Origin of the sequence: Leptospira fainei serovar Hurstbridge str. BUT 6, from assembly GCF_000306235.2 — a bacterium.
In the GTDB taxonomy this organism is placed as follows: Bacteria; Spirochaetota; Leptospiria; order Leptospirales; family Leptospiraceae; genus Leptospira_B; species Leptospira_B fainei.
In genome coordinates, this window is sequence record NZ_AKWZ02000002.1 from 220,111 (window position 1) to 240,428 (window position 20,318).

General features: G+C 44.4%; 21 protein-coding genes. 13 read left to right on the top strand and 8 right to left on the bottom strand.

Annotated elements, in window-relative coordinates; genetic code table 11:
- The first annotated feature begins 51 nt into the window (after positions 1 to 51).
- Entirely contained in the window at positions 52 to 1,746 is a 1,695-nt protein-coding gene (locus LEP1GSC058_RS02420; protein WP_016548115.1) for an FAD-binding oxidoreductase, read from the top strand.
- A 76-nt stretch (positions 1,747 to 1,822) separates the two neighbouring features.
- Here LEP1GSC058_RS02420 and LEP1GSC058_RS02425 read toward each other — a convergent pair whose 3' ends face one another.
- From LEP1GSC058_RS02425 to LEP1GSC058_RS02435, 3 genes are read right to left on the bottom strand one after another with little or no spacing between them, the layout of a single operon-like run.
- Positions 1,823 to 2,587, bottom strand: a complete 765-nt coding sequence (locus tag LEP1GSC058_RS02425; RefSeq protein WP_039947929.1) for an enoyl-CoA hydratase/isomerase family protein — start codon at positions 2,585 to 2,587, stop codon at positions 1,823 to 1,825.
- A 20-nt stretch (positions 2,588 to 2,607) separates the two neighbouring features.
- Positions 2,608 to 3,399 carry a hypothetical protein gene (locus LEP1GSC058_RS02430; RefSeq protein WP_039947972.1) on the bottom strand — a complete coding sequence of 264 codons (792 nt, stop codon included), beginning with the start codon at positions 3,397 to 3,399 and terminating at the stop codon, positions 2,608 to 2,610.
- Positions 3,400 to 3,446: 47 nt separating this feature from the next.
- Positions 3,447 to 5,462 (bottom strand): tetratricopeptide repeat protein, encoded by a 2,016-nt coding sequence (locus tag LEP1GSC058_RS02435; protein WP_039947973.1) that lies wholly within the window; start codon positions 5,460 to 5,462, stop codon positions 3,447 to 3,449.
- A gap of 113 nt (positions 5,463 to 5,575) precedes the next feature.
- On the opposite strand from LEP1GSC058_RS02435, the gene LEP1GSC058_RS02440 reads away from it, so the two are divergent.
- The 4 genes from LEP1GSC058_RS02440 to LEP1GSC058_RS02460 all read left to right on the top strand — a co-directional run bounded on the left by LEP1GSC058_RS02440 (position 5,576) and on the right by LEP1GSC058_RS02460 (position 10,209).
- Positions 5,576 to 7,018: a hypothetical protein gene (locus tag LEP1GSC058_RS02440; RefSeq protein ID WP_016547906.1), complete on the top strand. Its 1,443-nt coding sequence runs from the start codon at positions 5,576 to 5,578 to the stop codon at positions 7,016 to 7,018.
- Positions 7,005 to 8,114 (top strand): cysteine desulfurase family protein, encoded by a 1,110-nt coding sequence (locus tag LEP1GSC058_RS02445; protein WP_016547937.1) that lies wholly within the window; start codon positions 7,005 to 7,007, stop codon positions 8,112 to 8,114. The genes LEP1GSC058_RS02440 and LEP1GSC058_RS02445 overlap by 14 nt, the downstream gene beginning before the upstream one ends.
- A 231-nt stretch (positions 8,115 to 8,345) precedes the next feature.
- Complete coding sequence (locus LEP1GSC058_RS02455) at positions 8,346 to 8,921, top strand: TetR/AcrR family transcriptional regulator (protein WP_016547990.1); 576 nt, start codon at positions 8,346 to 8,348, stop codon at positions 8,919 to 8,921.
- Between the two features lie 52 nt (positions 8,922 to 8,973).
- Positions 8,974 to 10,209 (top strand): acetyl-CoA C-acetyltransferase, encoded by a 1,236-nt coding sequence (locus LEP1GSC058_RS02460; RefSeq protein ID WP_016548050.1) that lies wholly within the window; start codon positions 8,974 to 8,976, stop codon positions 10,207 to 10,209.
- A 69-nt stretch (positions 10,210 to 10,278) separates the two neighbouring features.
- On the opposite strand, the gene LEP1GSC058_RS02465 is transcribed toward LEP1GSC058_RS02460, so the two are convergent.
- Positions 10,279 to 11,403 (bottom strand): deoxyguanosinetriphosphate triphosphohydrolase, encoded by a 1,125-nt coding sequence (locus LEP1GSC058_RS02465; RefSeq protein ID WP_039947974.1) that lies wholly within the window; start codon positions 11,401 to 11,403, stop codon positions 10,279 to 10,281.
- A 187-nt stretch (positions 11,404 to 11,590) separates the two neighbouring features.
- Between LEP1GSC058_RS02465 and LEP1GSC058_RS02470 the strand changes: the two genes are divergently transcribed.
- Genes LEP1GSC058_RS02470 through LEP1GSC058_RS02480 form a run of 3 tightly spaced genes read left to right on the top strand, consistent with a single transcriptional unit; the run spans position 11,591 to position 13,337 of the window.
- Positions 11,591 to 12,217, top strand: coding sequence for a DedA family protein (locus tag LEP1GSC058_RS02470; RefSeq protein ID WP_016548156.1), 627 nt, complete (start codon positions 11,591 to 11,593; stop codon positions 12,215 to 12,217).
- A 44-nt stretch (positions 12,218 to 12,261) separates the two neighbouring features.
- Positions 12,262 to 12,813, top strand: a complete 552-nt coding sequence (locus tag LEP1GSC058_RS02475) for an HNH endonuclease (RefSeq protein WP_016548286.1) — start codon at positions 12,262 to 12,264, stop codon at positions 12,811 to 12,813.
- Positions 12,813 to 13,337, top strand: coding sequence for an LIC11661 family lipoprotein (locus LEP1GSC058_RS02480; RefSeq protein WP_016548105.1), 525 nt, complete (start codon positions 12,813 to 12,815; stop codon positions 13,335 to 13,337). The genes LEP1GSC058_RS02475 and LEP1GSC058_RS02480 overlap by 1 nt, the downstream gene beginning before the upstream one ends.
- Positions 13,338 to 13,342: 5 nt before the next feature.
- Here the strand turns inward: LEP1GSC058_RS02480 and LEP1GSC058_RS02485 are convergent, their stop codons facing one another.
- From LEP1GSC058_RS02485 to fliS, 3 genes are read right to left on the bottom strand one after another with little or no spacing between them, the layout of a single operon-like run.
- Positions 13,343 to 13,837, bottom strand: coding sequence for a DnaJ domain protein (locus LEP1GSC058_RS02485; RefSeq protein ID WP_016547908.1), 495 nt, complete (start codon positions 13,835 to 13,837; stop codon positions 13,343 to 13,345).
- A complete protein-coding gene (locus tag LEP1GSC058_RS02490; RefSeq protein ID WP_016548093.1) occupies positions 13,816 to 14,253 on the bottom strand; it encodes a hypothetical protein in 438 nt (145 codons plus the stop codon). The genes LEP1GSC058_RS02485 and LEP1GSC058_RS02490 overlap by 22 nt, the downstream gene beginning before the upstream one ends.
- A gap of 40 nt (positions 14,254 to 14,293) precedes the next feature.
- Positions 14,294 to 14,743, bottom strand: a complete 450-nt coding sequence (gene fliS, locus LEP1GSC058_RS02495) for a flagellar export chaperone FliS (protein ID WP_016548144.1) — start codon at positions 14,741 to 14,743, stop codon at positions 14,294 to 14,296.
- A gap of 87 nt (positions 14,744 to 14,830) precedes the next feature.
- Here fliS and purN point away from each other — a divergent pair, with 87 nt between their 5' ends.
- The 5 genes from purN (at position 14,831) to fsa (ending at position 19,166) form a co-directional block, all read left to right on the top strand.
- Entirely contained in the window at positions 14,831 to 15,457 is a 627-nt protein-coding gene (gene purN / locus LEP1GSC058_RS02500; RefSeq protein ID WP_016548222.1) for a phosphoribosylglycinamide formyltransferase, read from the top strand.
- 1 nt (position 15,458) lies between these two features.
- Positions 15,459 to 17,000, top strand: coding sequence for a bifunctional phosphoribosylaminoimidazolecarboxamide formyltransferase/IMP cyclohydrolase (gene purH / locus LEP1GSC058_RS02505; protein WP_016548225.1), 1,542 nt, complete (start codon positions 15,459 to 15,461; stop codon positions 16,998 to 17,000).
- Position 17,001: 1 nt separating this feature from the next.
- Positions 17,002 to 17,631, top strand: a complete 630-nt coding sequence (locus LEP1GSC058_RS02510; protein WP_016548263.1) for a hypothetical protein — start codon at positions 17,002 to 17,004, stop codon at positions 17,629 to 17,631.
- 32 nt (positions 17,632 to 17,663) lie between these two features.
- A complete protein-coding gene (locus LEP1GSC058_RS02515) occupies positions 17,664 to 18,383 on the top strand; it encodes a hypothetical protein (protein WP_016547867.1) in 720 nt (239 codons plus the stop codon).
- A gap of 138 nt (positions 18,384 to 18,521) precedes the next feature.
- On the top strand, positions 18,522 to 19,166 hold the full coding sequence (gene fsa / locus LEP1GSC058_RS02520) for a fructose-6-phosphate aldolase (protein ID WP_016547927.1): 645 nt from the start codon (positions 18,522 to 18,524) through the stop codon (positions 19,164 to 19,166).
- Between the two features lie 109 nt (positions 19,167 to 19,275).
- On the opposite strand, the gene LEP1GSC058_RS02525 is transcribed toward fsa, so the two are convergent.
- Positions 19,276 to 20,313: a DUF1574 domain-containing protein gene (locus LEP1GSC058_RS02525; protein ID WP_016547939.1), complete on the bottom strand. Its 1,038-nt coding sequence runs from the start codon at positions 20,311 to 20,313 to the stop codon at positions 19,276 to 19,278.
- Positions 20,314 to 20,318 lie beyond the last annotated feature (5 nt).

Sequence of the window (20,318 nt, forward strand, 5' to 3'; positions counted from 1 at the left end):
TTCCGGTATTTTCTGGATGGGAATTCCTTCCATGTCGGAGCTGACCGGAAAATGTTTTATCACGAACTGAATGCAAACATTGATTATTCTCGAACCAATCTTAGGTGGAACGCCTGGGGTGCAAACGACCAAGATTTCTTCCGAAAAGGGCAGATGCCGGAAATTCTCAAACTGTTGCAAAATGAGTTTCGAATCGACAGGATTCGGGAAACGCCTTCGGCTACTTTGGAAGAAATCAAGCTCTCGGCATCGAAGCTCGGGACCGCAGACATCAGGCAACTTTCCGCCATTGTGGGAAAAAATAATATTAGAACCGATCGATACGAACGAATCTTTCACTCTGCAGGAAAAAGTTTTTACGATGTATTGCGCTTACATCGCAATACTCTTCGAACATTCGTGGATGGAGTCGCTTATCCGAGTAAAGAGAGCGAAGTCGCCAAAATCTTAGAATTCTGTTCTCGAAATAAAATCACCGTAATCCCGTTCGGCGGCGGCTCATCGGTTGTCGGTGGCGTAGAAGTCATTAAAGGGAAAGGTCATAAAGCCGTTATTTCCTTAGACACTACACGGATGGACCAATTCCTCTCGCTTGACCCCGAAAGTCTGACCGCAACCTATCAATCCGGAATCTACGGACCGAAACTAGAATATGCCTTGAATCTAAAAGGATACACATTAGGTCATTTTCCTCAATCTTTCGAGTATTCAACCTTAGGTGGATGGATTGCCGCAAGAAGCGCCGGTCAACAGTCTAATCGGTACGGCAAAATCGAGGAGATATTAACTTCTGTAAAATTAGTCACTCCTTCGGGAATAGTAGAGACTCTGAGAGCGCCGGCCTACTCTACCGGGCCCGATTGGAATCATATAATTGCAGGAAGCGAAGGACTACTCGGAATCATCACGGAAGCAACCGTCAAAATTCATAAAATTCCCGAGACTCGAAAATATTTCGGTTTAGTATTCCCTAATATCAAAGCTGCGTTAGGTTTTATTCGGACAACCAATCACGAAGAAATTAAGACTTCTATGCTGCGACTTTCTGACGCGAATGAAACTCGATTGTACGAGATTTTAGGGGAAATCGGTAAAAAACGAACACCGAATCGATTGATTAAGACTTGGATCCAAAATAAAGTGCTCGAATTCAAAGGGCTCGGCCAAAGCAAATGTGTGGTTTTAGTCGGGTTAGACGGTTCTAAATCCGAAGTAGATCATTCGTTTTCTGGGTTAAAGCATATTTGGAAGAAATTCGGAGCCTTATACGCGGGTGAAAAATTAGGACAAAATTGGATTCATGGCCGCTACAATATGCCGTATCTTAGGAACCATATTATGTTGTATGGATTAGGCGTGGATACGATGGAAACCTCTACCACATATGAACGGGTAGAGTCTTTACACACCGGAGGTCTCGAAGCGTTGCAAACTGCAATACCGGGTTCGATCGCAATGTGCCATTTATCGCACAGCTACCACGAAGGCGCATGTCTATATTATACGATTCTATTTCCGATGGATGAGAAAAAGCCCGAAGAACAATGGATTCGCATGAAAAAGAAAGTGTCGGATGCATTTACCGCTCATAATGCTCCGATCAGTCATCACCACGGCGTGGGAATAGATCATAAGCCTTGGTATGAAAAGGCGTTAGGACCGGTAGGACTCGAAGGATTGAATGCGTTAAAAAAATCGGTGGATAAGAAGGAAATTCTGAATCCTGGAAAAGTATTTCATTCCTAAATTCGGTTTCATTTTCGATGAATACGGATCCGAGTCGAACGAAGAATTGAGAATCAACTCGAATCGGATTCGTATATCAAGTGAAGACAGGTCGCCTTTTTTCCAGAATGGATCTCATACCTTCTTGCCCGTTTTTTGCATGAACGGCACCTGCCAGCAAATCGATGTCTCGAGACTGCAGTTGGTCTGCCACCAATCGTTGCGAGTCGCGTAAGGATACTTTGATTCCAATGACGGATTCAATCGCCATATTTGCGAATTGATCGCACCATTTTCTCGCCCTAGGAATCAATTCTTCGGAAGTAGCCGATTCTTCCACTAAGCCAATGGCTACGGCCTCGTCGGATTTTAGTCCGCGTCCGGAATAAAGAAGATCCCGAGCGGCTTTGATTCCGACCAATTCTTTTAATATATATCCGGAAGTGGATGGAAAATTTAGACCGATAAGAGCTTCGGGAAAACCGATTCTCCCCTTCTTTTCGACAAGGATACGGTAGTCGGAAAAAATCGCGAGAACCGCGCCAACACCCATCGAATGCCCGTTCATTGCGCAAACGACCGGTCGACTGGAAAATAAGACCTTTCCACAGGCTCCTAACGCTTCTTTTAGTACGGCTTTAATTTCATGGAGTTCTTTTCCGATAAAGATTTCCGGATTGAAACCGTTGGAGAAAAATTTATCGTTCCGTCCGGAAAGCAAAATCGCTTTTACACTTCGATCGCTTTCGACCGTCTGCATGGTTTCGCTTAACGTTCGAAAGAAATCCACTCCAAGCGAATTTGCGTCGTTAGTTTTTATATACAATTCGAGGATGTGCCCGTTTTTTTCGACTTCGATCATTTTCACCCGACCTTCTTATTCTAAAATCCGAACAACGAACTAGCGATATTTTCAGTTCGGCTTGTCCGTTTCATCTTAATTTCAATTCGATTTTGATCGCTTCCGTCTTCCCTAGAGACGATTCGAGTTAGAGTCAATTTTGGCGGGAATTCGACGGTTCCTTGAACGCTCGTTAGCGCTTTCACATTCTTACGGCTTGAATTCCATTCAACGGTTGCAATTCCCTTATCCGTTACGTAATAAGTCCATTCTTCTCCCGATTTACGAACCAAGATGATTCCTTCCTTAGGATGGACGAGCGTTCTATCGGGTTGGAATAGCTTTACGTTTCGATTTGATAAAAGATGATATATGACGGGAAATGGAACGACCGTTTGTTTTCCGCCATTCGGGTCGGCGATAATAATATCATCCATCGGTTGCTCATGAATTTTGTCCTGAGTAGCGGTTTTGATTCGAATCAATTCACCATCGGTATATACTTTTGAAACGCTGATTCCAAAAAGACGATCCGTTAATTCGATCTGCATCTTCCCGGAAGGTTTATCATAATAGATCTTTCCGTTTAATGAGAAAATATCCTTTTTAGGAACGAAATTCTGAATTCGAATTTCGAAGTCGCCGGTGTAAGAAGAACCGGCATCTTCCAGCTTTCTAACTTCGTCCAGAAACTTCGCACCTTCCTTAGACTTAGCGCTCAGAAAGGTAAGTTTTCCACGTAAAGGAAATGCGATTTCTTCGATTTCAGGGCTAACACAACTACCGAAACTTAATAATACGAATAAGCAAAACGATTGAACGGAGCGAGTCATTTTTTTATTTGATTCCAAACTTTTTCCTCACGATTCGAATTCCGTTTTTAGGGTTTAATCTTAACCGGTTTCATTCTTAGCCTCTCCAGTTTTTCCCGGATTCTTGCCCTGTCGTCTTTCTTTTGAAACAGCTTACCCGATTTTTCCCAATAGATTCTCGAGTCTCCAAGTTCTCCGCGTTCGAAATGTAAGTCTCCTAAATGTTCACAGATCGTCGGATCGCTTTCATTTTTTTCCTGAAGAATTTGATAGGCTAAATTCAAATGCAATAATGCGTCGTCTAACATTCCGCGTTTATAATAAATCCATCCAAGACTATCTTGGTACGCTTCGTTATCGGGCGCCAACTCGACCGCTTTTCTGATCAATGAAAAGGCCTCATCCAATCGATTTCCCGATTCGGATAGATAATATCCTAAATAATTATAAGCAATCGGATTCTCCGGATCCAAATCCATAGACTTGCGTAAATCCAGTTCCATTTCCTGTATCTTTCCGAGTTTCTCGAGGGAAATCGCACGATAGAAATAATAGATGGCAGTCTTCGGATCCAATTGAATCGCTTCTTCAAAAGCGCCTTGGCTTCCCGAAAAATCTTCCGCCTGAGAAAGAATCACGCCTAGTAGATAATGCGCGTACGAATTCTTCGGATCTTCCTTTATAATCTCTTTCGTTATCTGTTCCGCCTCTTTTGCCTTTCCCGGAGGTTTTCCTCTTAGTAAAAAAGCTAGATGAAGGCGATATTTTCGAACTTCATCGGAAGATTCGGATAGTTCGATGGATTTGCGAATGGCAACGATAGCCCGGTATACCGAGCCTGACTGTTCGTAGATGGTCGCGAGAAAATTGTAACGACTTGCCAATACCGATTTCGGACTTCCGTCCTTACTCGCTATGTCGATCGATTCTTGCATCAATGTTTCGGAAAGATTCCAAAGCTGAGACTGTAATGCGATTTCGGCTGTTTCCACAAGTTCCTTGGAATAGACTTCTCCCTTTAAGTCCGGTTGATGCTTTAGAATCTCCAAAACCGCAAGCCTGACCCAAAGTCTCCGCGGATATTTTTCCCGCATCGGATAAATAATTTTTTTCGCTTCTTCATAGCGGGAAGTGAGCACACAATACAAACCGTAGAGCACGGATCCTTTATATAACTTTCCGTTTTTCTTAAGTTCCTCGAAATAAGCCGACGACATAGAGCGGCTTTCTACGAAATACATTTCTCCCAACATCATCTCAACGGAGGAATTGCCCTTCACTTGAGCAAGGATTCTCAAGAGTTCTTTCTTTGCCTGGGAGAACTTTCCTAATTGATTCAGAACTCCGGCTAAAAGGAATCGAATCTCCCAAGCCTCCGGCTTCTGCTGCAAATAACTAGATAGATAAAAATAGGCTTTGGAATTTTGCCCTTGAGCGAAGTAGATCTTGCCGAGAGATAAGGATACGAATTCCTTATATTTCGGATTCCCTTCTTTCTTCTCGATAGCATCGTTCAAGGAGGTTAGATATAAAATCGACTTCGCGTTATTTTGAATCGCGATATTGGATGAACTGAGCAGATAATAAACGTAGGAGTCCATCGGAAAGCGACTTAGGTTTTCCTCCAAATAATCGCTGGTTTTCTGATACTCCGCCTGTTCGTAAAAGATGCTCGCTTTTAAAATATAGCTTTCCTTAAAATTCGGATCGCTTTTTTCCGCAAGATCCGCTTCCTGCAATGCCTCCTTGAGCTGACCGATGGAATAGTGTGCCATCGCTTTGTTCCATCTTGCAACCGCCGAAACTGAATTACCGACTGCCTCGGAACAACGAACGTATTTTTCGAATTCTGCCAGCGCCTTGAGCGTCCTCTCGCCTCTCTCCCTTCCTTCGAGTCGTCTAGATTCGTTCAGGATATCTAATGCCATCGATAGAAAAAAGGAGGGCCATACCGACCTAGTTCGTCCGGATGAATCCACGTCTCGACATAGAAGTTTCTGCCCGGAATCGATCGGTGCACCGAGAAGGGAAAAGAAGGCATTTGCAGTTAGGAGTAAGATAGGAATAGTGCTTGCTAGTTTCATAATCCCCGGACGTGTATAAGCTTGGGAAGAAGGACGCAGCATTTCCTCCCCGCTCAGTCTACGCGGGGGATCGGCGGCGTCGAACGAATTTTCCCTGAACTGAAGGAAAGAAATTGCTCAGTATTCTGCGAGAAAAGAAAAAACTTTTCCTTACCCTACTATTCATTTGGACCATTGTGGCGGTCTGGGTTTTTCCCCGCAGATACGAAATTTTGCGGGACATCTCACTCTGGCTGGATCCCCCCGTTTTGAACCCCGGTCTTTCTTTAAAATTGCAAGAAAAGGGGGACGGATTCCTGAACGAAAAGAAAGAGTTTCGGGGAGTCGAACATTATCTGCAACTTGATAAAATGTCTGAGGCTTGTTACCGAGCCATGGATTTAGGAAAGTTCGGCGTAGACGATATTTTTAGAATTCCATCCTGGATGGAAGCCGAACAAAAAGGTTGGACTCTCCAAAAATTATCGGATAGCGATTCGAAAAGCCCGCGCCAGGGAAGAATCGATCCTAGCGAATATTGGAAAGAATTTTCGCCGACAGTTCTGGAATCTTTGGATTATTATAAAAGGGCTTTAAATTATAATCCGTTTGACGGGTACAACACTGCACCGAACCAGATAACCTTCGGTACAAGTAGGCCGCAAATATCGGGCAAAAGTCTGCTCGAAAAGATTCGACTTACTGCATTCGCGGCTTGCCGACCGGAAGAAGCCTTGCTAGCTCATTTTCAATCCCTATTGAGCATAGAGGAAATGGTCTTCGAAAAGATCAAAATCAGGAAAAAAGATCCGATCCCATGGTGGAAGAAAATCCTAAATTTCTTCCGATTCAGCTGCGCCGCCGATGAAACCAGCGTTAGCGAACCGGAACTTCCTAGAGAAATACGAATTTGGCAGGCAATTACGGAATCGAATTCGTCTCCGATCGTTTTCGCAGAGGATTATCCGGAGCGAACCTCCCTTTCGGCAAATCAATATAAAAAATTACTTTTACGAACCTTGGAATTACTCCGGAGCAGAACGGGTCGTCCTGGGTCCTCCCTTTCTCCGGAAGAATCCATTTCGCTTCATACGCGTATGCTGTATTTTTCCTGTGCAAAACGGAATATTCCGCCTGAAGCCAAATATTGGGGACCTTCCGCAATCGCGGTGATACCTTGCGATCCTTCCGACGAGGAAGGACAAAAAATATTCTTTTCGAATCTCTATCGAACTGCAGAACTCTATTATCGACTCGGTGAACGTGAAGATTCTTATCGCAAACGGGCCGGGGATCTTTTCGAATCCGTTTATCAATCTCGGAAAACCGAACTAGGCATGCGCTTTCAGTCTAAGTTAATGAGAGTTCGTTGCTTGCTCTATCAAAATGCTTGGGACCAATCGCTCAAGGAGTTGGACGGATTACAGACCGAATTGTATACGGTCGACCCGGAATATAGAAGTGACCGGTCCGGCTACGACGACTTGATAGAAGATCGGAAGAAGTTACTCCAGTATGTACTTCGGAGAAAAGGGCGATACGAAGAAGCGGACGATCTGTTCGATGAAAAGAATTAAATATTTCGATTATAATGCGACCCATCCTCCCTATCCGGGTTTACTAGTAACCGTCATAAACGAGTACGAGGAAGATTTCTTTAATCCCTCCGGCCCGACACGTTTTTCCCTCGGAAGGCAGGGTAAGATAGAGGAAGCTCGAAAAACTCTAGGAAAACTCTCGGGAAAGGATACGAAGGGTTTCGTATTCTGCTCCACTGGAACGGAGGCGAACTATCTTCTCGCGATCCGGGCGAAGTCGCTCGTCAAGACTGTCGCTTATCTATCCCCATACGAACATTCCTCTTTTTATGAAGCGATGGAAAACGCGGGAATCCGGTATGAAAAATTTTCAGGCAACAAATCTGGACTCGTTTCTCTGCGAGAAATTGAGGAAAAGTTAACGGTACAACCGGGTCCGGTTTTCATTATACATGCAGGAAATGAAAGCGGGGTCGTTCAGCCCCTCCAAGAAATCGGACGATTATGCGAAAAATTCGGAGAGAGATTATTCTCGGACACGATGCAATCTTTCGGAAAGATCTCGGTTCCGTTCGAAGTTCTAAGCGGCTTTACTTTTTCCGGGCACAAAATCGGCGGCGGCCTGGGTACGTCCGTACTTTGGTTCGATCCTAATCTATCCGCCAAGGCCGGCTTATTTAAAGGCGGAAACCAAGAGAATGGATTCCGAGCAGGGACCGAGAATTCACCCTCTATTATCGCGCTCGCGGAAGCCGCAAAACTTCAATTTTCCTTAATGGAAGAACGAAATATTAGATTACTGCAATTTAGAGCGAAAATCGAATCCGCTCTAAAAGAGGCGCGAGTGGAAATTGTCGCGGAATCTTCTCCGAGACTTCCTTCCACAACCTTCTGCATTTTGCCCACGGAAGATTTGGATTTCTTTATGATGGGTATGGAAGAACGAGGTTTTGCTCTTTCTACCGGATCCTCTTGCAAATCAAGATCAAGAGAGCCTGCGCCTTCCTTATTGGAAATGGGTTATACGAAAGAAGAAGCGCTTCGAGCCGTACGAATTTCAACGGGAAGTTTCACGACGGAAGAAGAAGTGGATGATTTGATCAAAGCTTTCTTGGAAGTCCTTAAATCACTTTGATTCAGCATTTAACAAATTTCCACCCGATTCTTATTCCCGAAAATCCCGGTAGTAAAAGATTCGAACTAAGCAAAGCGGACTGGACCTCATATTCTAGAATTAAATTCTGCATTTCTATCCTTTCTGCAGAGATGCTAAAAACTCCTGATTCAATCGCAAATTCTTTCTTTAATCCGACTTTCAGAGTTTTTTTGTTTGACTTACCTACCTACTAGTAGGTATATTTACTCTATGAGCGCGCAACCCGACACAAAAGAGGAAATTCTTAAATTATCAAAATCTCTAGTGCAGACGAAAGGATTTCATTCGTTTAGCTATCAGGATATTTCGGATAAATTGAAGCTTAAGAAAGCGAGTATTCATTATCACTACCCTTCGAAGGCCGATTTAGGTAAAGAATTGCTAAAATCGTATTCCGAAAATTTCGAATCCTGGGCCGCTCAGCTTGAAAAAAGGAAATTAACGCCCAAAGAGAAGGTTGAAGAATTCTTTAGAATGTTCTCAAAAATACCCGGAAAGGGAGATAGAATCTGTCCCGGCGGCGCGTTCGGTCTTGATTTGGATTCCTTGCCTAAATCGCTTAAGCTGAGTTACGAGAATTTTCAGGATCAGAAAATTCAATGGCTTTCCAAAGTTCTGAAGGAGGGACGGTCGGATGGATCGATCCGATCCTACGGAACTCCGCTGGAACAGGCCGAATGCATTTACTCTACGTTGCAAGGAAGCCTACAATATGTCAGGTCCGTCCATCAAACGAATAAGCTAAATGGAATATTCAACGTTCTGAGAAAATTCAACTTTAGTTAATGAAATTTTAATTTTTGCCTACGATTAGGAATGCAGATAGAGGAGAACATAAATGGAAAACACGTTTATCATAGATACGATCAGGACTCCTAGAGGAAAAGGAAAGGCAGGAAAAGGAGCTCTCAATAAACTGCATCCGCAAGAATTATTGGCCCAAACTCTCTCTCATCTTACCGAATTGTCGGGCATTCCAAATTCGGAAGTCGAAGATGTAATCGTCGGCTGCGTTTCTCAGGTGGAAGAACAGGGAGCCAATATTGCCCGAAACGCGGTTCTTTCCGCGGGCTTCCCCGAAACGGTAACGGGGGTTACTTTAAATCGTTTTTGCGGTTCCGGTTTGCAAGCGGTCAATTTTGCTGCAGCTTCTATTTTGTCGGGAATGCAGCACGTAATGATCGGCGGCGGCGTTGAAAGCATGTCTAGATATCCCTTAAACGCCGATGGAGGCGGAACCGACGGATGGAACCAGCATCTTCGTAAAAGAATCTATCAAGTTCCCCAAGGAATTAGCGCAGACCTAATTGCTACGATCGAGAATTTTTCGAGGGAAGAGCTGGACAGTTTCTCGTTGGCGAGTCAAAAAAAGGCCGCAAATGCACAATCGGCAGGTTATTTCGAAAAAAGTTTATTCCCTGTTAGGAATTCAGAAACCGGTGAAATCATATTACATAAAGATGAAATTCTAAGACCCGATACCACGTTGGAGGGTCTACTCGCACTTCCACCGTCTTTCACGGAAGTAGGCAAGACAGTACAAGAACCGATCGGAAAAACTTGGGATCAAATCGCCTTGTCCAAGTATTCGGAAATACCTGAAATCAAATACCTTCATACGGCCGGAAATTCAAGCGCATTGTCTGACGGCGCTGCGGCAGTTTTATTGGCCTCGGAAACATTTACGAAAGCGCATGGATTAAAGCCGAGAGCAAGAATCCGCGCAATCGCGACGGCTGGGAGCGAACCGGTGATCATGCTGACCGCCCCTACGCCGGCTATAAAAAAAGTTCTATCGACATCCGGAATGTCGATTTCGAATATCGATCTTTGGGAAATCAACGAGGCATTCGCCGCGGTCCCATTACAGATCATGCGAGCTTTAAAAATAGATCCTGACCGAGTCAATGTAAATGGCGGATCGATCGCCCTAGGGCATCCGCTGGGTGCGACGGGAGCGATATTATTAGGAACTGCGTTAGATGAATTGGAGAGAAGGAATCTTTCCACCGCCTTAATTACGCTCTGTATCGCGGGTGGGCAAGCCGTAGCGACAATCATTGAGCGCGTATAAGCGTATATATCCGCCGGAGCATTTTATTACGGGTAAAACCGAGACCTACATTTTCTTAAGGTCTCTCTACTAGCGAAGATCCTTAAAGACCGTCTCTGCGTATCGATCCGTCATTCCAGCCACAAAGTCGCAAACACTTCTATCCAATCCTTCGGATTCGATTCGTATCCTGTAAGTCTCGGGAATTTCTTTCGGGTGCTGCTGAAAGTATTTAAAGAGCACCGCTATCATATCCCTTCCTTGATCGCTCGTCTTAATGACTGAAGGGTGCCTGTATAAGGTTCTATATAAAAAGGATTTCAGCTCTCTGACTTTTTCTCCGAACTCTAAATCGAATCCGATGATTTTTTTGCCTTCCGCGTAAACTCTATTTAAATCGTTCCGGTTTTTAATTTTATACTCAAGAAGACGACGATGAACGATTTCGATAATGTGAGAAACCATGCCGTTGGTCAGCTCTCGAATCGTCGTTCGAATCCGGACTTTCTCGTTTGCGTTCGGATAATGCTCTTTAGTTTTTCGACTCGTTTCCTTCCAAAGCGAAATCTCCTCCAACTCTTGCAAACGAAGATAGTCCATCTCTAAGCCGTCTTCGATATCATGATTTGTATAGGCGACTTCGTCGGCGAGATCGGCGCACTGTGCTTCTAGACTGGGGCCTTCCTGTTTTCTTTCCAATCCGAGAGATGAAGTGGAATATTCGGCTCCATGTTTCATTAGTCCCTTTAAAGTTTCGATGGAAAGATTTAATCCGGGAAATTCAGGATATCGAGTTTCCAGATATCTTACGATCCGTATCGATTGCTTATTATGTTCAAAACCGCCCGAGACGGACATTAGTTCCGCGAGCATATCTTGTCCAGCATGACCGAAAGGAGTGTGACCTAAGTCGTGCGCGAGAGCAATCGTCTCCGCTAGTAAAGAATTCAGACCCAATGCCGCGGCGATCGTACGGGAAATTCCCGCAACTTCAAGAGTATGGGTTAATCTATTCCTGTAATTTTCTCCTACAGAATAAACGAAGACCTGAGTTTTATATTGAAGTCTCTTAAACGCACTCGAATGCACGACCCTATCTCGATCACGCTGAAACGGGAGTCGATAGGAATGTTCTTCCTCAGGATATTCTCTTCCTCCCGTTCGATCATGGTGAACGGCGTATTCGCATAACAAGGAATTTTCCAGCTCAGATATGGCGAGTCGATCACGAAGCACTTCATGCCAAAATCTGACATAGATAAGCCTGCAGCAAGCCAAACATTTGAACAATTGCCCGGCGAACTATTCGGAATTCCGGAATTCTATTTTTTTCTGTCCTCTTTTCCCCCCTGCGGATTTCATTGGTTGGAATTCCCTCAACCTGGAAGTCTTACATACGCTCATGGATTTTCTCGCAATTTTAGTAGATTTCTTCTCAGGCTTCGGCCAGGGTTTCGCTTATATAGCCGTTTTTGCCACGCTACTCCTCTGCGGATTCGGTCTTCCTATTCCAGAAGACGTGTCTCTAGTTTCAGGCGGAGTGATCGCCGGTCTAGGATATGCAAATGAGCATATCATGTTTGCAGTCGGAATGGCTGGAGTTTTATTCGGGGACGGGACAGTGTTCCTGCTGGGAAGAATTTACGGGGTTCGCGTTTTACAGATTCCGTTCATCGCTCGATACATTACTCCCGAGCGATTCGAGAAAGTTCAGGAAAAATTTTCTCAGTACGGCAATTGGGTCGTCTTTATGGGTAGATTCATGCCGGGCCTTCGCATGCCGATTTATTTGACCGCGGGTACTTCGGATCGAATTTCATTCTTTCGCTTTTTAACTTTAGACTTCATTGCAGCCGCCATTTCGGTACCGATATGGGTTTATTTGGGGCACTACGGGGCAAGTAATTTAGACACTCTAAGACATTGGATGCATCAGGGGCAAGCTACTGTCTTCGGAATCGTGGGAGCCGTTCTGATTATCGCTCTGGCAATCTTTTACATCAAAAAGAAACTCGCCGCGAGGCAATAGTTTTACTCGACATTCTTTCCTGTTTTACTATTGTCTGGTTAGATATGGACGTCCTCGGTCAGCCGGTCTTGGTGCTGAACGCAACCTACGTTCCGGTTGCCATTCGTACGGTAAGGGATGCAATTGTTCTTCTTCTTCTTAATAAAGCCGAATTAATCAAAGATGAAAAAAATCTTCTAATTCGTTCCGAAAAATTAAAACTATCAGCGCCTAGAATTATCCTTCTCACGGATTATTATAAAGTTCCGAGAAAACGACACAAACTCTCGAGAGAAAATATTTTTCTACGAGACAATTACGAATGCGTGTATTGTAGAAGGAAGCTCCCTACTTCCAGACTCACGTTAGATCATGTGATACCGAAAAGTCGTTGGGAAGAGATTGCTAAGGAGCGGAAACCCGCCGAATATCATACTTGGGAAAATCTAGTGACTGCTTGCCGGGATTGCAATACCAAGAAAGGCAATAAGCTGCTTCACGAATTGAAGTGGGAACTTCCCGAAAATCGGTCGACAAACAGAAGGCGTATCCCACTGTTTTCCGTATCCGACCAATTGGCCGAAAAATTCGGTTGGGCGGAATATATCCGCACATAATGAACAAAAATACCGTAACGATCCGGTCGGCAATTCTTCCACTCCTCTGCCTTTTCGTCGCAATTACGGATTGTTCTAGAAATTATTCGAATACCCCTATAGTAACCGCTCCCCCAACGATTATCGCAATCACTCCTATTGCCACGGGGTATGAAATTCGCTTACGTGCCGGTAATGCCGAATTTCTCTTCAATGGATATACCTTATTTAGCGGAAGTACTTCGTTTTCTTCCAGGAACCCGTCGAATTTTTCCCAAGGAGTTCCCTGCCAGCTACCGCTCAACTTGATTCCGAACCAACCGATCGAATATTCCATTGAAGTTAGTCCGACCGCCGGACCGTTAGCTCCGGTTCCAAGTGGTTCATCGCAAAACGCGAATCGAGTCTGCAAGATCGTTACGACTATTTCGAGCGGACAATATATAACTCTGCGATCTTCCGTAATTGCATTAAATTTGGTGGGGGGAACTGCTAAGGACGTTTTCGTATTCTCTTTACCTTCCAATACGGTCGTCGTTCCTTAATTGAATTAGGATCGAAACCAAACTCCTATACGCTTTAGTGTTTCTTCCGCATCGGACCTCCAGATGCTAGTCGGAAAGTTCCGTATGAACTCCTGTAACGCCGTCTTCGCTTCCATTAAGTTTATTCTTAACTTTCTGAGTTCGGAGTTTTCCTCAGGATTTAAAAAAACGGGATTTCCTTCCGTCTTTTTAAAATATTCCTCCAAAGCGTCGGCGGCTATTTGTTTAGCGACTTTATACGTTAGGAAACCGTCCATATCCTCTTTTCCGCCCTCTTTGCGGGAATAGGAATGTGATTCCTCTTGTTTAGCTAATGACTCGAGTAAGACGTCCCGCAAATTTACGAGCTCCTTAAACAGAACATCGCTTTCGAATTCACCGGAATCAGGATGGTATTTTCTGGATAATTCTCTAAACCTAGATCGGACTAAGTCTTCGTTGTATTTTTTGGGAAGTCCGTAAAAATCAAGCGCCCGACTTAACAGGTCCCCGTCTTCCAACCGCTTTTCCTTTGGGCAAGAAATTTCTTTAACTGGATATTGGTTTGAACGAGATTCAATTCTTTTTGGTATTCGAATAGGATCCGTTCCATTAGCGAACCGACTTTTTCGTTTAGATCTCTAGACTCTTCCAGTTTGCGGAAAAGTTCGTCCGCTAACTGAATCATATTCAGGGATTGGGGAGAAGATTCTTCCAAGAGTTCTATCTTTCTGTCGAGAGAAAACATGTTCTCGACAAGCGTTACATTCTGCCCTTCGATTCTAGCAGCTGCTTCTCCGTCGCCGTGGCCTAAAACCTCAAGCTGCCGTTTCTGAAGGGAAATCACTTCGTCCAACAGTTTGATTTTTTGGCCGTATAACTCCGTTAAGGAGTCCTCTCGAGAATCGAATTGCTTAGTTTCCTTCCGTTTTGGCACTGCGAACTTCCTCTTCCTCTAGGTTCGGAAATTTGTGGAATTAACCTTGGAGAGAGAGTCCCGAACTGCGAGTACCTGGAGCCGGCATCGCTACAACGGAACCTTTTTCTTTTTTCTCTACTTCGTCCCAGGCGTTTTTAAGATCCTCAAGGTATTTGATAATTTCCTTCATAATCTCGGAATCTTTGCGCATATTGGCTTCTAAAAGACGTTTTTTTACATAAACGTAAATGCCGAGAAGGTTATTCGCGACCTCTCCGCCGTCTTCCAAATTCAAAGCTAGCATTAATTCCGTAACAATATCCTGGGCTTTTAGGATATTGTTATTAACCACATCATACTTGCGGGGCGTATTGTTTTCCATCGCCACATTTAAGAAGCGAATCGCTCCTTCATAAAGCATTACGATAAGCCGTCCCTGACTAACAGTAGAAATTTCATTCGATTTATACTGTTCGACAGAGGCCGTCGATTTTCTAGCAAGTGACATGTGTCTCTCCTGAAATACTCTTCGACAAAATCCGGGACCGCCTTAACGTAGGTGGATAATTCTTAAGCGTATCTTGAGCGAAAATTCTTGGCAAGCCTGTTTCCTAAACCTAGAAAAAAGCTTGTTTTTTTAGCCTCCGGTCGCGGTTCCAACTTGGAAGCCGTCCTTTCGGCGGTCAAAAAGCGAAAAATTCCCGGAATTCCTCAGTTTCTGTTTTCCGACGATCCAAATGCGCCCGCTATCGGCATTGCGGCAAAATACGGCCTACCAGGTAAGATATTAGAATTTAAATCTTTTTCTCGAAAGGAAGATTACCATGCCTCCCTTTTCGAAATCCTGGATTCAGCTTCCCCGGATCTGATCGTGGCCTGCGGTTATATGAGAATTCTACGCCCTGAGATCATTCGTAGATTTCAGAACAGAATCATTAATATTCATCCTTCACTATTACCCTCTTTCCCAGGATTGAACGCGCAAAAGCAGGCGTTCGAATATGGCGTCAAAATTGCCGGGTGTACCGCGCATTTTGTGGACGAGGGCGTGGATTCGGGACCGATCATTCTCCAAGGATCCGTGAAAATCGACTCAAAGATGACGGAAAGAGAATTGACTCTAGCCATTCTCAACGAGGAACATAAAATCCTGCCTCTCGCAGTGAAACTCTTCTGCGAAGATAGGCTCTCCATTAAAAATAGGAAGGTCTCCATCCTCTAGCATGATTAAAATAAGCCGCGCACTCATCTCTGTTAGCGACAAAACCGGTCTCATCGGCTTCGCTAAGTATCTCGATTCCAAAGGCGTCGAAATCATCTCCACGGGAGGAACTCTAAAGGCACTGCAGGACAGCGGAATTAAAGCGGTTGCAATCGACGACTACACGGGCTTTCCGGAAATTCTGGACGGTCGCGTTAAGACTCTTCATCCGAAAGTGCATGGAGGACTCTTAGGTGTAATTTCCAATCCGGAGCACCAAAGAAAAATGGAAGAGCTTGGTATCCCGAAAATCGATCTGGTCGTCGTGAATCTTTATCCGTTCTTAAAGACCGTCTCTAAGCCCGGCGTACAATTGGACGAAGCCATCGAGAATATCGATATCGGCGGGCCGTCCATGATTCGATCCGCTGCGAAAAATTATCGACATACTATCGTTGTCACCGACCCGAACGACTATAAAACAGTGGAAGAGTCGATGGTCGTAAACGACGGTTCCGTTGATGCGGATACTTCCTTTCTTTTGATGAGAAAGGCATTCTCACATACGAGCATGTATGATACCGCGATTTCTTCCTGGTTCAATAAACTCGCCGGAGAAAAATTCCCGGACATACTCAACCTTTCCTTCACTAAAAAACAAAAGCTCCGTTACGGAGAAAATCCTCACCAAGGAGCGGCGTTTTATGAACCCCTCTTTACGAAGAGCGAATTTTCTCCCCTACAAGGAAAGGAACTTTCCTTTAACAATATGCTGGATTTCGATTCCGCATTTCATATATCCGCTTTATTGCCCGACAATACCGTTTGCATCATCAAGCACTTGAATCCCTGCGGTATCGCTTACGCGGACGATCCTTTGGAGGCATTTCGATTAGCGAAGAGGACCGATCCGATTTCCGCATTTGGAGGAGTCATCGGTATCAAAGGAAAGGTAACGGGCGAATTAGCCGCTCTGATAGGCGAATTATTCGTGGAAGGAGTGATCGCGCAAAAATTCGAAAAGGAAGCTCTGGATTATTTCGCCAAAAAACCGAATGTTCGTTTAATAGAGATTGAAAACTTCCAGGAAGCGCTGGATGAAATGGACCTGAGACCGATTCATCATGGATTATTATTACAAGATCGGGACTACGCGACGATTTCGGAAAAAGATCTAAAAGTAGTCACTAAAAAGCAGCCATCCGAGGAAGATATTCGCGGATTGATGTTTGCTTGGTCCACGGTTAAGTTTATTAAGTCTAATGCAATCGTATACACGGAAGAAAATGCCACTTTAGGAATCGGCGCCGGTCAAATGTCCAGAGTTGACTCGGTCCAATTAGGAGCTACCAAAGCGTTAAATGTAGGACTCTCTGTCGTAGGATCTTACGTCGCAAGCGACGCCTTTTTTCCGTTCCGGGATGGAATCGATGCGATCGCAAAAGCCGGCGCAAAGGCGATCATTCAGCCGGGCGGTTCGATTCGGGATGAAGAAGTCATTCGAGCCGCAGATGAACATGGCTTGATTATGGTGTTTACCGGCATGAGGCATTTCCGGCACTAAAATGGAATTTTTTCTCTATCTAATTTTTTTCGCGTTTACGCTGTCTTTCTTATCCTTAGCGGATTATTACTTCGGATTATTATTCCTAAGTGGGAAGGATATGTTTGCAAAAAGCGAACTTACGGATTGGGTCAGAATTCTTCCTTCTAAAATCCTTCAAATTTTCGAAACCGGAGGAAATCTTCAGTTCGGATTGATTTCCTTCGGGTTATCCGCATTTGTCTCGTATATCTGGACATTGGCCGGCGGGCTTATCGGAGCTCCCCATTATGCGGACTCGTTCGGAAACTACTTCTTTTTGTCCTTTTTAATGCCGGGTTTATTATTGGCGTTTTATCCTACGTTAGCCGCGGAAATTCTGAAATCGACCTCGAATTCCCGTCCCGAGTCTTTCTTAGCCAGATTTCTGGCTCAAGAAGTCCCTTTATTATCCGGAGTCTTCGTTTCCGTAATCGCCTCGAACTTGGCAGTTTACGGGCTCTATCACGAAATCGCGTTTCTATTCGTACTTCCTAACATTGCAGTTTTAGGAATTCTGCTGATTCTGAGATGGAACGGAAAGGTCCGATTCGGCGGCATTCGGTTGGACCGGCAAGAGGCGCGCGACGATGATTTCGGGGAAGATTCCTAATACAAATCGGTCCTTTTGCCGATAGGGTAATTATGAAAGGGCTTACTCTACCTGCGATTTTTGTTTTCGTTCTTGTTCCGATTTTCGGGGTATTTGCCCAGTTTCCGGGGGACGATACGTCTCGAAATAATCGTCAAGGCGGCAACCGACCTACCCTCGACGGGTTTGCGGAAGTAGCTTGGGAATCAACCTATGCTCAAGTCAGGGAAAAATTTCTTTCCTTAGCCACAAATCCGGACAGCGGCGAAAAAGTAGAGATTATCAACGAGGATAAGGAGAAATCGCTGCTGATTCGAAGAAACGGAATCTTTTATGTGTATCGCTTTTACTCTACGCCCAAAATCGTCTTAGATTCCCGTCCAAAACAAAAACAGGTTCAAACGACTCCTCCCCCTGCAAACGAGGAAGAAGGTCATAATGAACCGGGTAAATTATTCTCCGTCGGAGTTTCTTTTCGATATCTTCCGGGTAAGGAAGTGCAAGATAAGCTAGAGAATAAGTACGGCAAACCTAAGAAGGAAACTCTGGACGAAAAAAAAATCGGCGGAGCCGCAATCTGGGAACTTACGAACGAAAAGGAAATTCCTCCGCGGGGCGGATTTGTCGTTCAATGGAAAGAAGCTTATAAAAAGCAGCCTTTTACTCGCAGAGTCGATTATTTCAGTTCTAAACTGAAGGCTCAGATCGAAAAAGAATACAAGGAATTCTTCTCTGCCGAAGAAATTAAAACTTTGAGAGACTTGATTCCCTAATCCTGAGGGCAAGGTTCCATACGCATTTAATTCTCTCGATTAACCGAGATCCTCAATCAGCATCTAAAATCGGATTGACCCTCTGCCGGGATAGAAACGACTATCTTAGTAGATCATCCTTCGAAATCGGAGCCCCCCGTGGAATTATATTTAGATACGGCAAACGTAGAAGAAATCAAAGAGATTGCCTCGTACGGCCTGCTCGACGGCGTTACTACCAACCCTTCTCTTATCGCAAAATCCGGACGCAACTTTAAAGATGTGATCAAGGAAATTTGCGCAATCGTCCCCGGCCCCGTAAGCGCGGAAGTTCTTGCAACTAAGCACGAGGAAATGCTGAAGGAGGCCGAGGAACTCATAGCCATCGCTAAAAACGTCGTTATCAAAGTTCCCTTGATCCCTGAAGGATTAAAAGCCGTCGTGAAATTGACTGAAAAGGGAATTCCGACTAACGTAACATTATGTTTTTCCGCGCCCCAAGCGCTTCTCGCCGCAAAAGCAGGTGCAACTTATATTTCCCCGTTTATCGGTAGAATTGATGATACATCTTGGGACGGAATGGATTTGATTTCGGAGATCCGGGAAATTTACGATAACTACGGTTACGAGACTAAAATATTAGCCGCCTCGATTCGTGGTCCTATGCACTTGAAAGAATCCGCGCTGCGTGGAGCCGATTGTGCGACTATGCCGATTTCCGCATATCAACAACTCTTCAAACATCCTCTGACAGATATCGGATTGGAAAAATTCTTAGAGGACGCCAAAAAACTGAAATGGTGAAACCTACTGCTTCTATCTAAGCCTTTAAAGCCCGCAATATTTGCGGGCTTTTTTATGTCCGGGGCCGGATTGCGAAATCATATCACAGATAAGCAGTAAGTCGGTCGAATTATCTAGGCAGCTTACTTTTTCCGTAATAATCGTTCATTAAGAGCCGAATCTGATCGACTATGCAGAAGATATCCTGATGAGAAGCATCATAATACTTATCGCAGGAATTTGCGACATTCATGTCGACGGAACGCGCGTCGTATTTATTTGCAAGTTCTCGAATTCTTGGCCACCAAATTTTATCCAGACCTAATTCGTAATATCCTTTTCGATAGCCGTCGTACACGCGGGGCCATACGATATAAGCGACGATTCCGTTTTCCTTACTGAGTTTTAAGAATTCTTCCACGAAGAAAAATTGAGTGTCGGATACCTCGAAGCCGGAAAGATAGATGCTCTTTAAACGAATCGCATCCTTCGAGAGCTTCTTCGGATTATTGGTCGCAGTCGCATACGCCATTTGTTCTCCGTTCGTCATATCTAGGATGATTCTCTCGTCGTTAAATACGGGATCGTACTCGTCCAAATCTCCGGAGGTCAATCTAGACCAAAATAGTTTGAAGCTTGGCTTCACTTTTCTGTAGGCGAAGATCCTTTCCTTGAGCAGATCCAATTTGTCCGCTAAGGTGAAATTGTTCCAATAAGCGCGAATGAACTCCTCGTCCGCACCAAGACGCAAGAACGGTTCGTACATCAAACCCTTTGTATCGTCAAAAGCTTCGGGACTCACCACGTAAAAGACCACTTTCGGCTTAACTCCGGCCTGAATCGATTTTCTCAACCAGTATAGTCCGTACGCCGGAACGGCTTGCGGTCCCGCAAAGTTGTAAAGAACCCAATCTTTTTTCATCTTCTCTTCGAGCGCTTTTTCGGAATACGGGTAGGCCCGCGAATCCCCGAAAGCGATCGCCAGATTCCGCTCTTGAATTTTAGGATCCTTTAACATTCTTTGAAACAAGGATCTCCTTTGAGAATAGTAAACGGGATTTCCGTCCTGATAAAATGAGTCGCGAAAATATTCCAGAGTGAAAATCTTATCCGCGCAAAAAAGAAAAAGTAAAAAGAGAAAGGGATAATAGATAAAAATACGTTTCATAGTCT

Excerpts from the sequence above, each read along its gene's own strand:
- LEP1GSC058_RS02420 (WP_016548115.1), top strand. The coding sequence starts at position 52 with ATGTTTTATCACGAACTGAATGCAAACATTGATTATTCTCGAACCAAT.
- LEP1GSC058_RS02425 (WP_039947929.1), bottom strand. The coding sequence starts at position 2,587 with ATGATCGAAGTCGAAAAAAACGGGCACATCCTCGAATTGTATATAAAA.
- LEP1GSC058_RS02430 (WP_039947972.1), bottom strand. The coding sequence starts at position 3,399 with ATGACTCGCTCCGTTCAATCGTTTTGCTTATTCGTATTATTAAGTTTC.
- LEP1GSC058_RS02435 (WP_039947973.1), bottom strand. The coding sequence starts at position 5,462 with ATGAAACTAGCAAGCACTATTCCTATCTTACTCCTAACTGCAAATGCC.
- LEP1GSC058_RS02445 (WP_016547937.1), top strand. The coding sequence starts at position 7,005 with ATGAAAAGAATTAAATATTTCGATTATAATGCGACCCATCCTCCCTAT.
- LEP1GSC058_RS02455 (WP_016547990.1), top strand. The coding sequence starts at position 8,346 with ATGAGCGCGCAACCCGACACAAAAGAGGAAATTCTTAAATTATCAAAA.
- LEP1GSC058_RS02460 (WP_016548050.1), top strand. The coding sequence starts at position 8,974 with ATGGAAAACACGTTTATCATAGATACGATCAGGACTCCTAGAGGAAAA.
- LEP1GSC058_RS02470 (WP_016548156.1), top strand. The coding sequence starts at position 11,591 with ATGGATTTTCTCGCAATTTTAGTAGATTTCTTCTCAGGCTTCGGCCAG.
- LEP1GSC058_RS02475 (WP_016548286.1), top strand. The coding sequence starts at position 12,262 with ATGGACGTCCTCGGTCAGCCGGTCTTGGTGCTGAACGCAACCTACGTT.
- LEP1GSC058_RS02480 (WP_016548105.1), top strand. The coding sequence starts at position 12,813 with ATGAACAAAAATACCGTAACGATCCGGTCGGCAATTCTTCCACTCCTC.
- fliS (WP_016548144.1), bottom strand. The coding sequence starts at position 14,743 with ATGTCACTTGCTAGAAAATCGACGGCCTCTGTCGAACAGTATAAATCG.
- purH (WP_016548225.1), top strand. The coding sequence starts at position 15,459 with ATGATTAAAATAAGCCGCGCACTCATCTCTGTTAGCGACAAAACCGGT.
- LEP1GSC058_RS02510 (WP_016548263.1), top strand. The coding sequence starts at position 17,002 with ATGGAATTTTTTCTCTATCTAATTTTTTTCGCGTTTACGCTGTCTTTC.
- LEP1GSC058_RS02515 (WP_016547867.1), top strand. The coding sequence starts at position 17,664 with ATGAAAGGGCTTACTCTACCTGCGATTTTTGTTTTCGTTCTTGTTCCG.
- LEP1GSC058_RS02525 (WP_016547939.1), bottom strand. The coding sequence starts at position 20,313 with ATGAAACGTATTTTTATCTATTATCCCTTTCTCTTTTTACTTTTTCTT.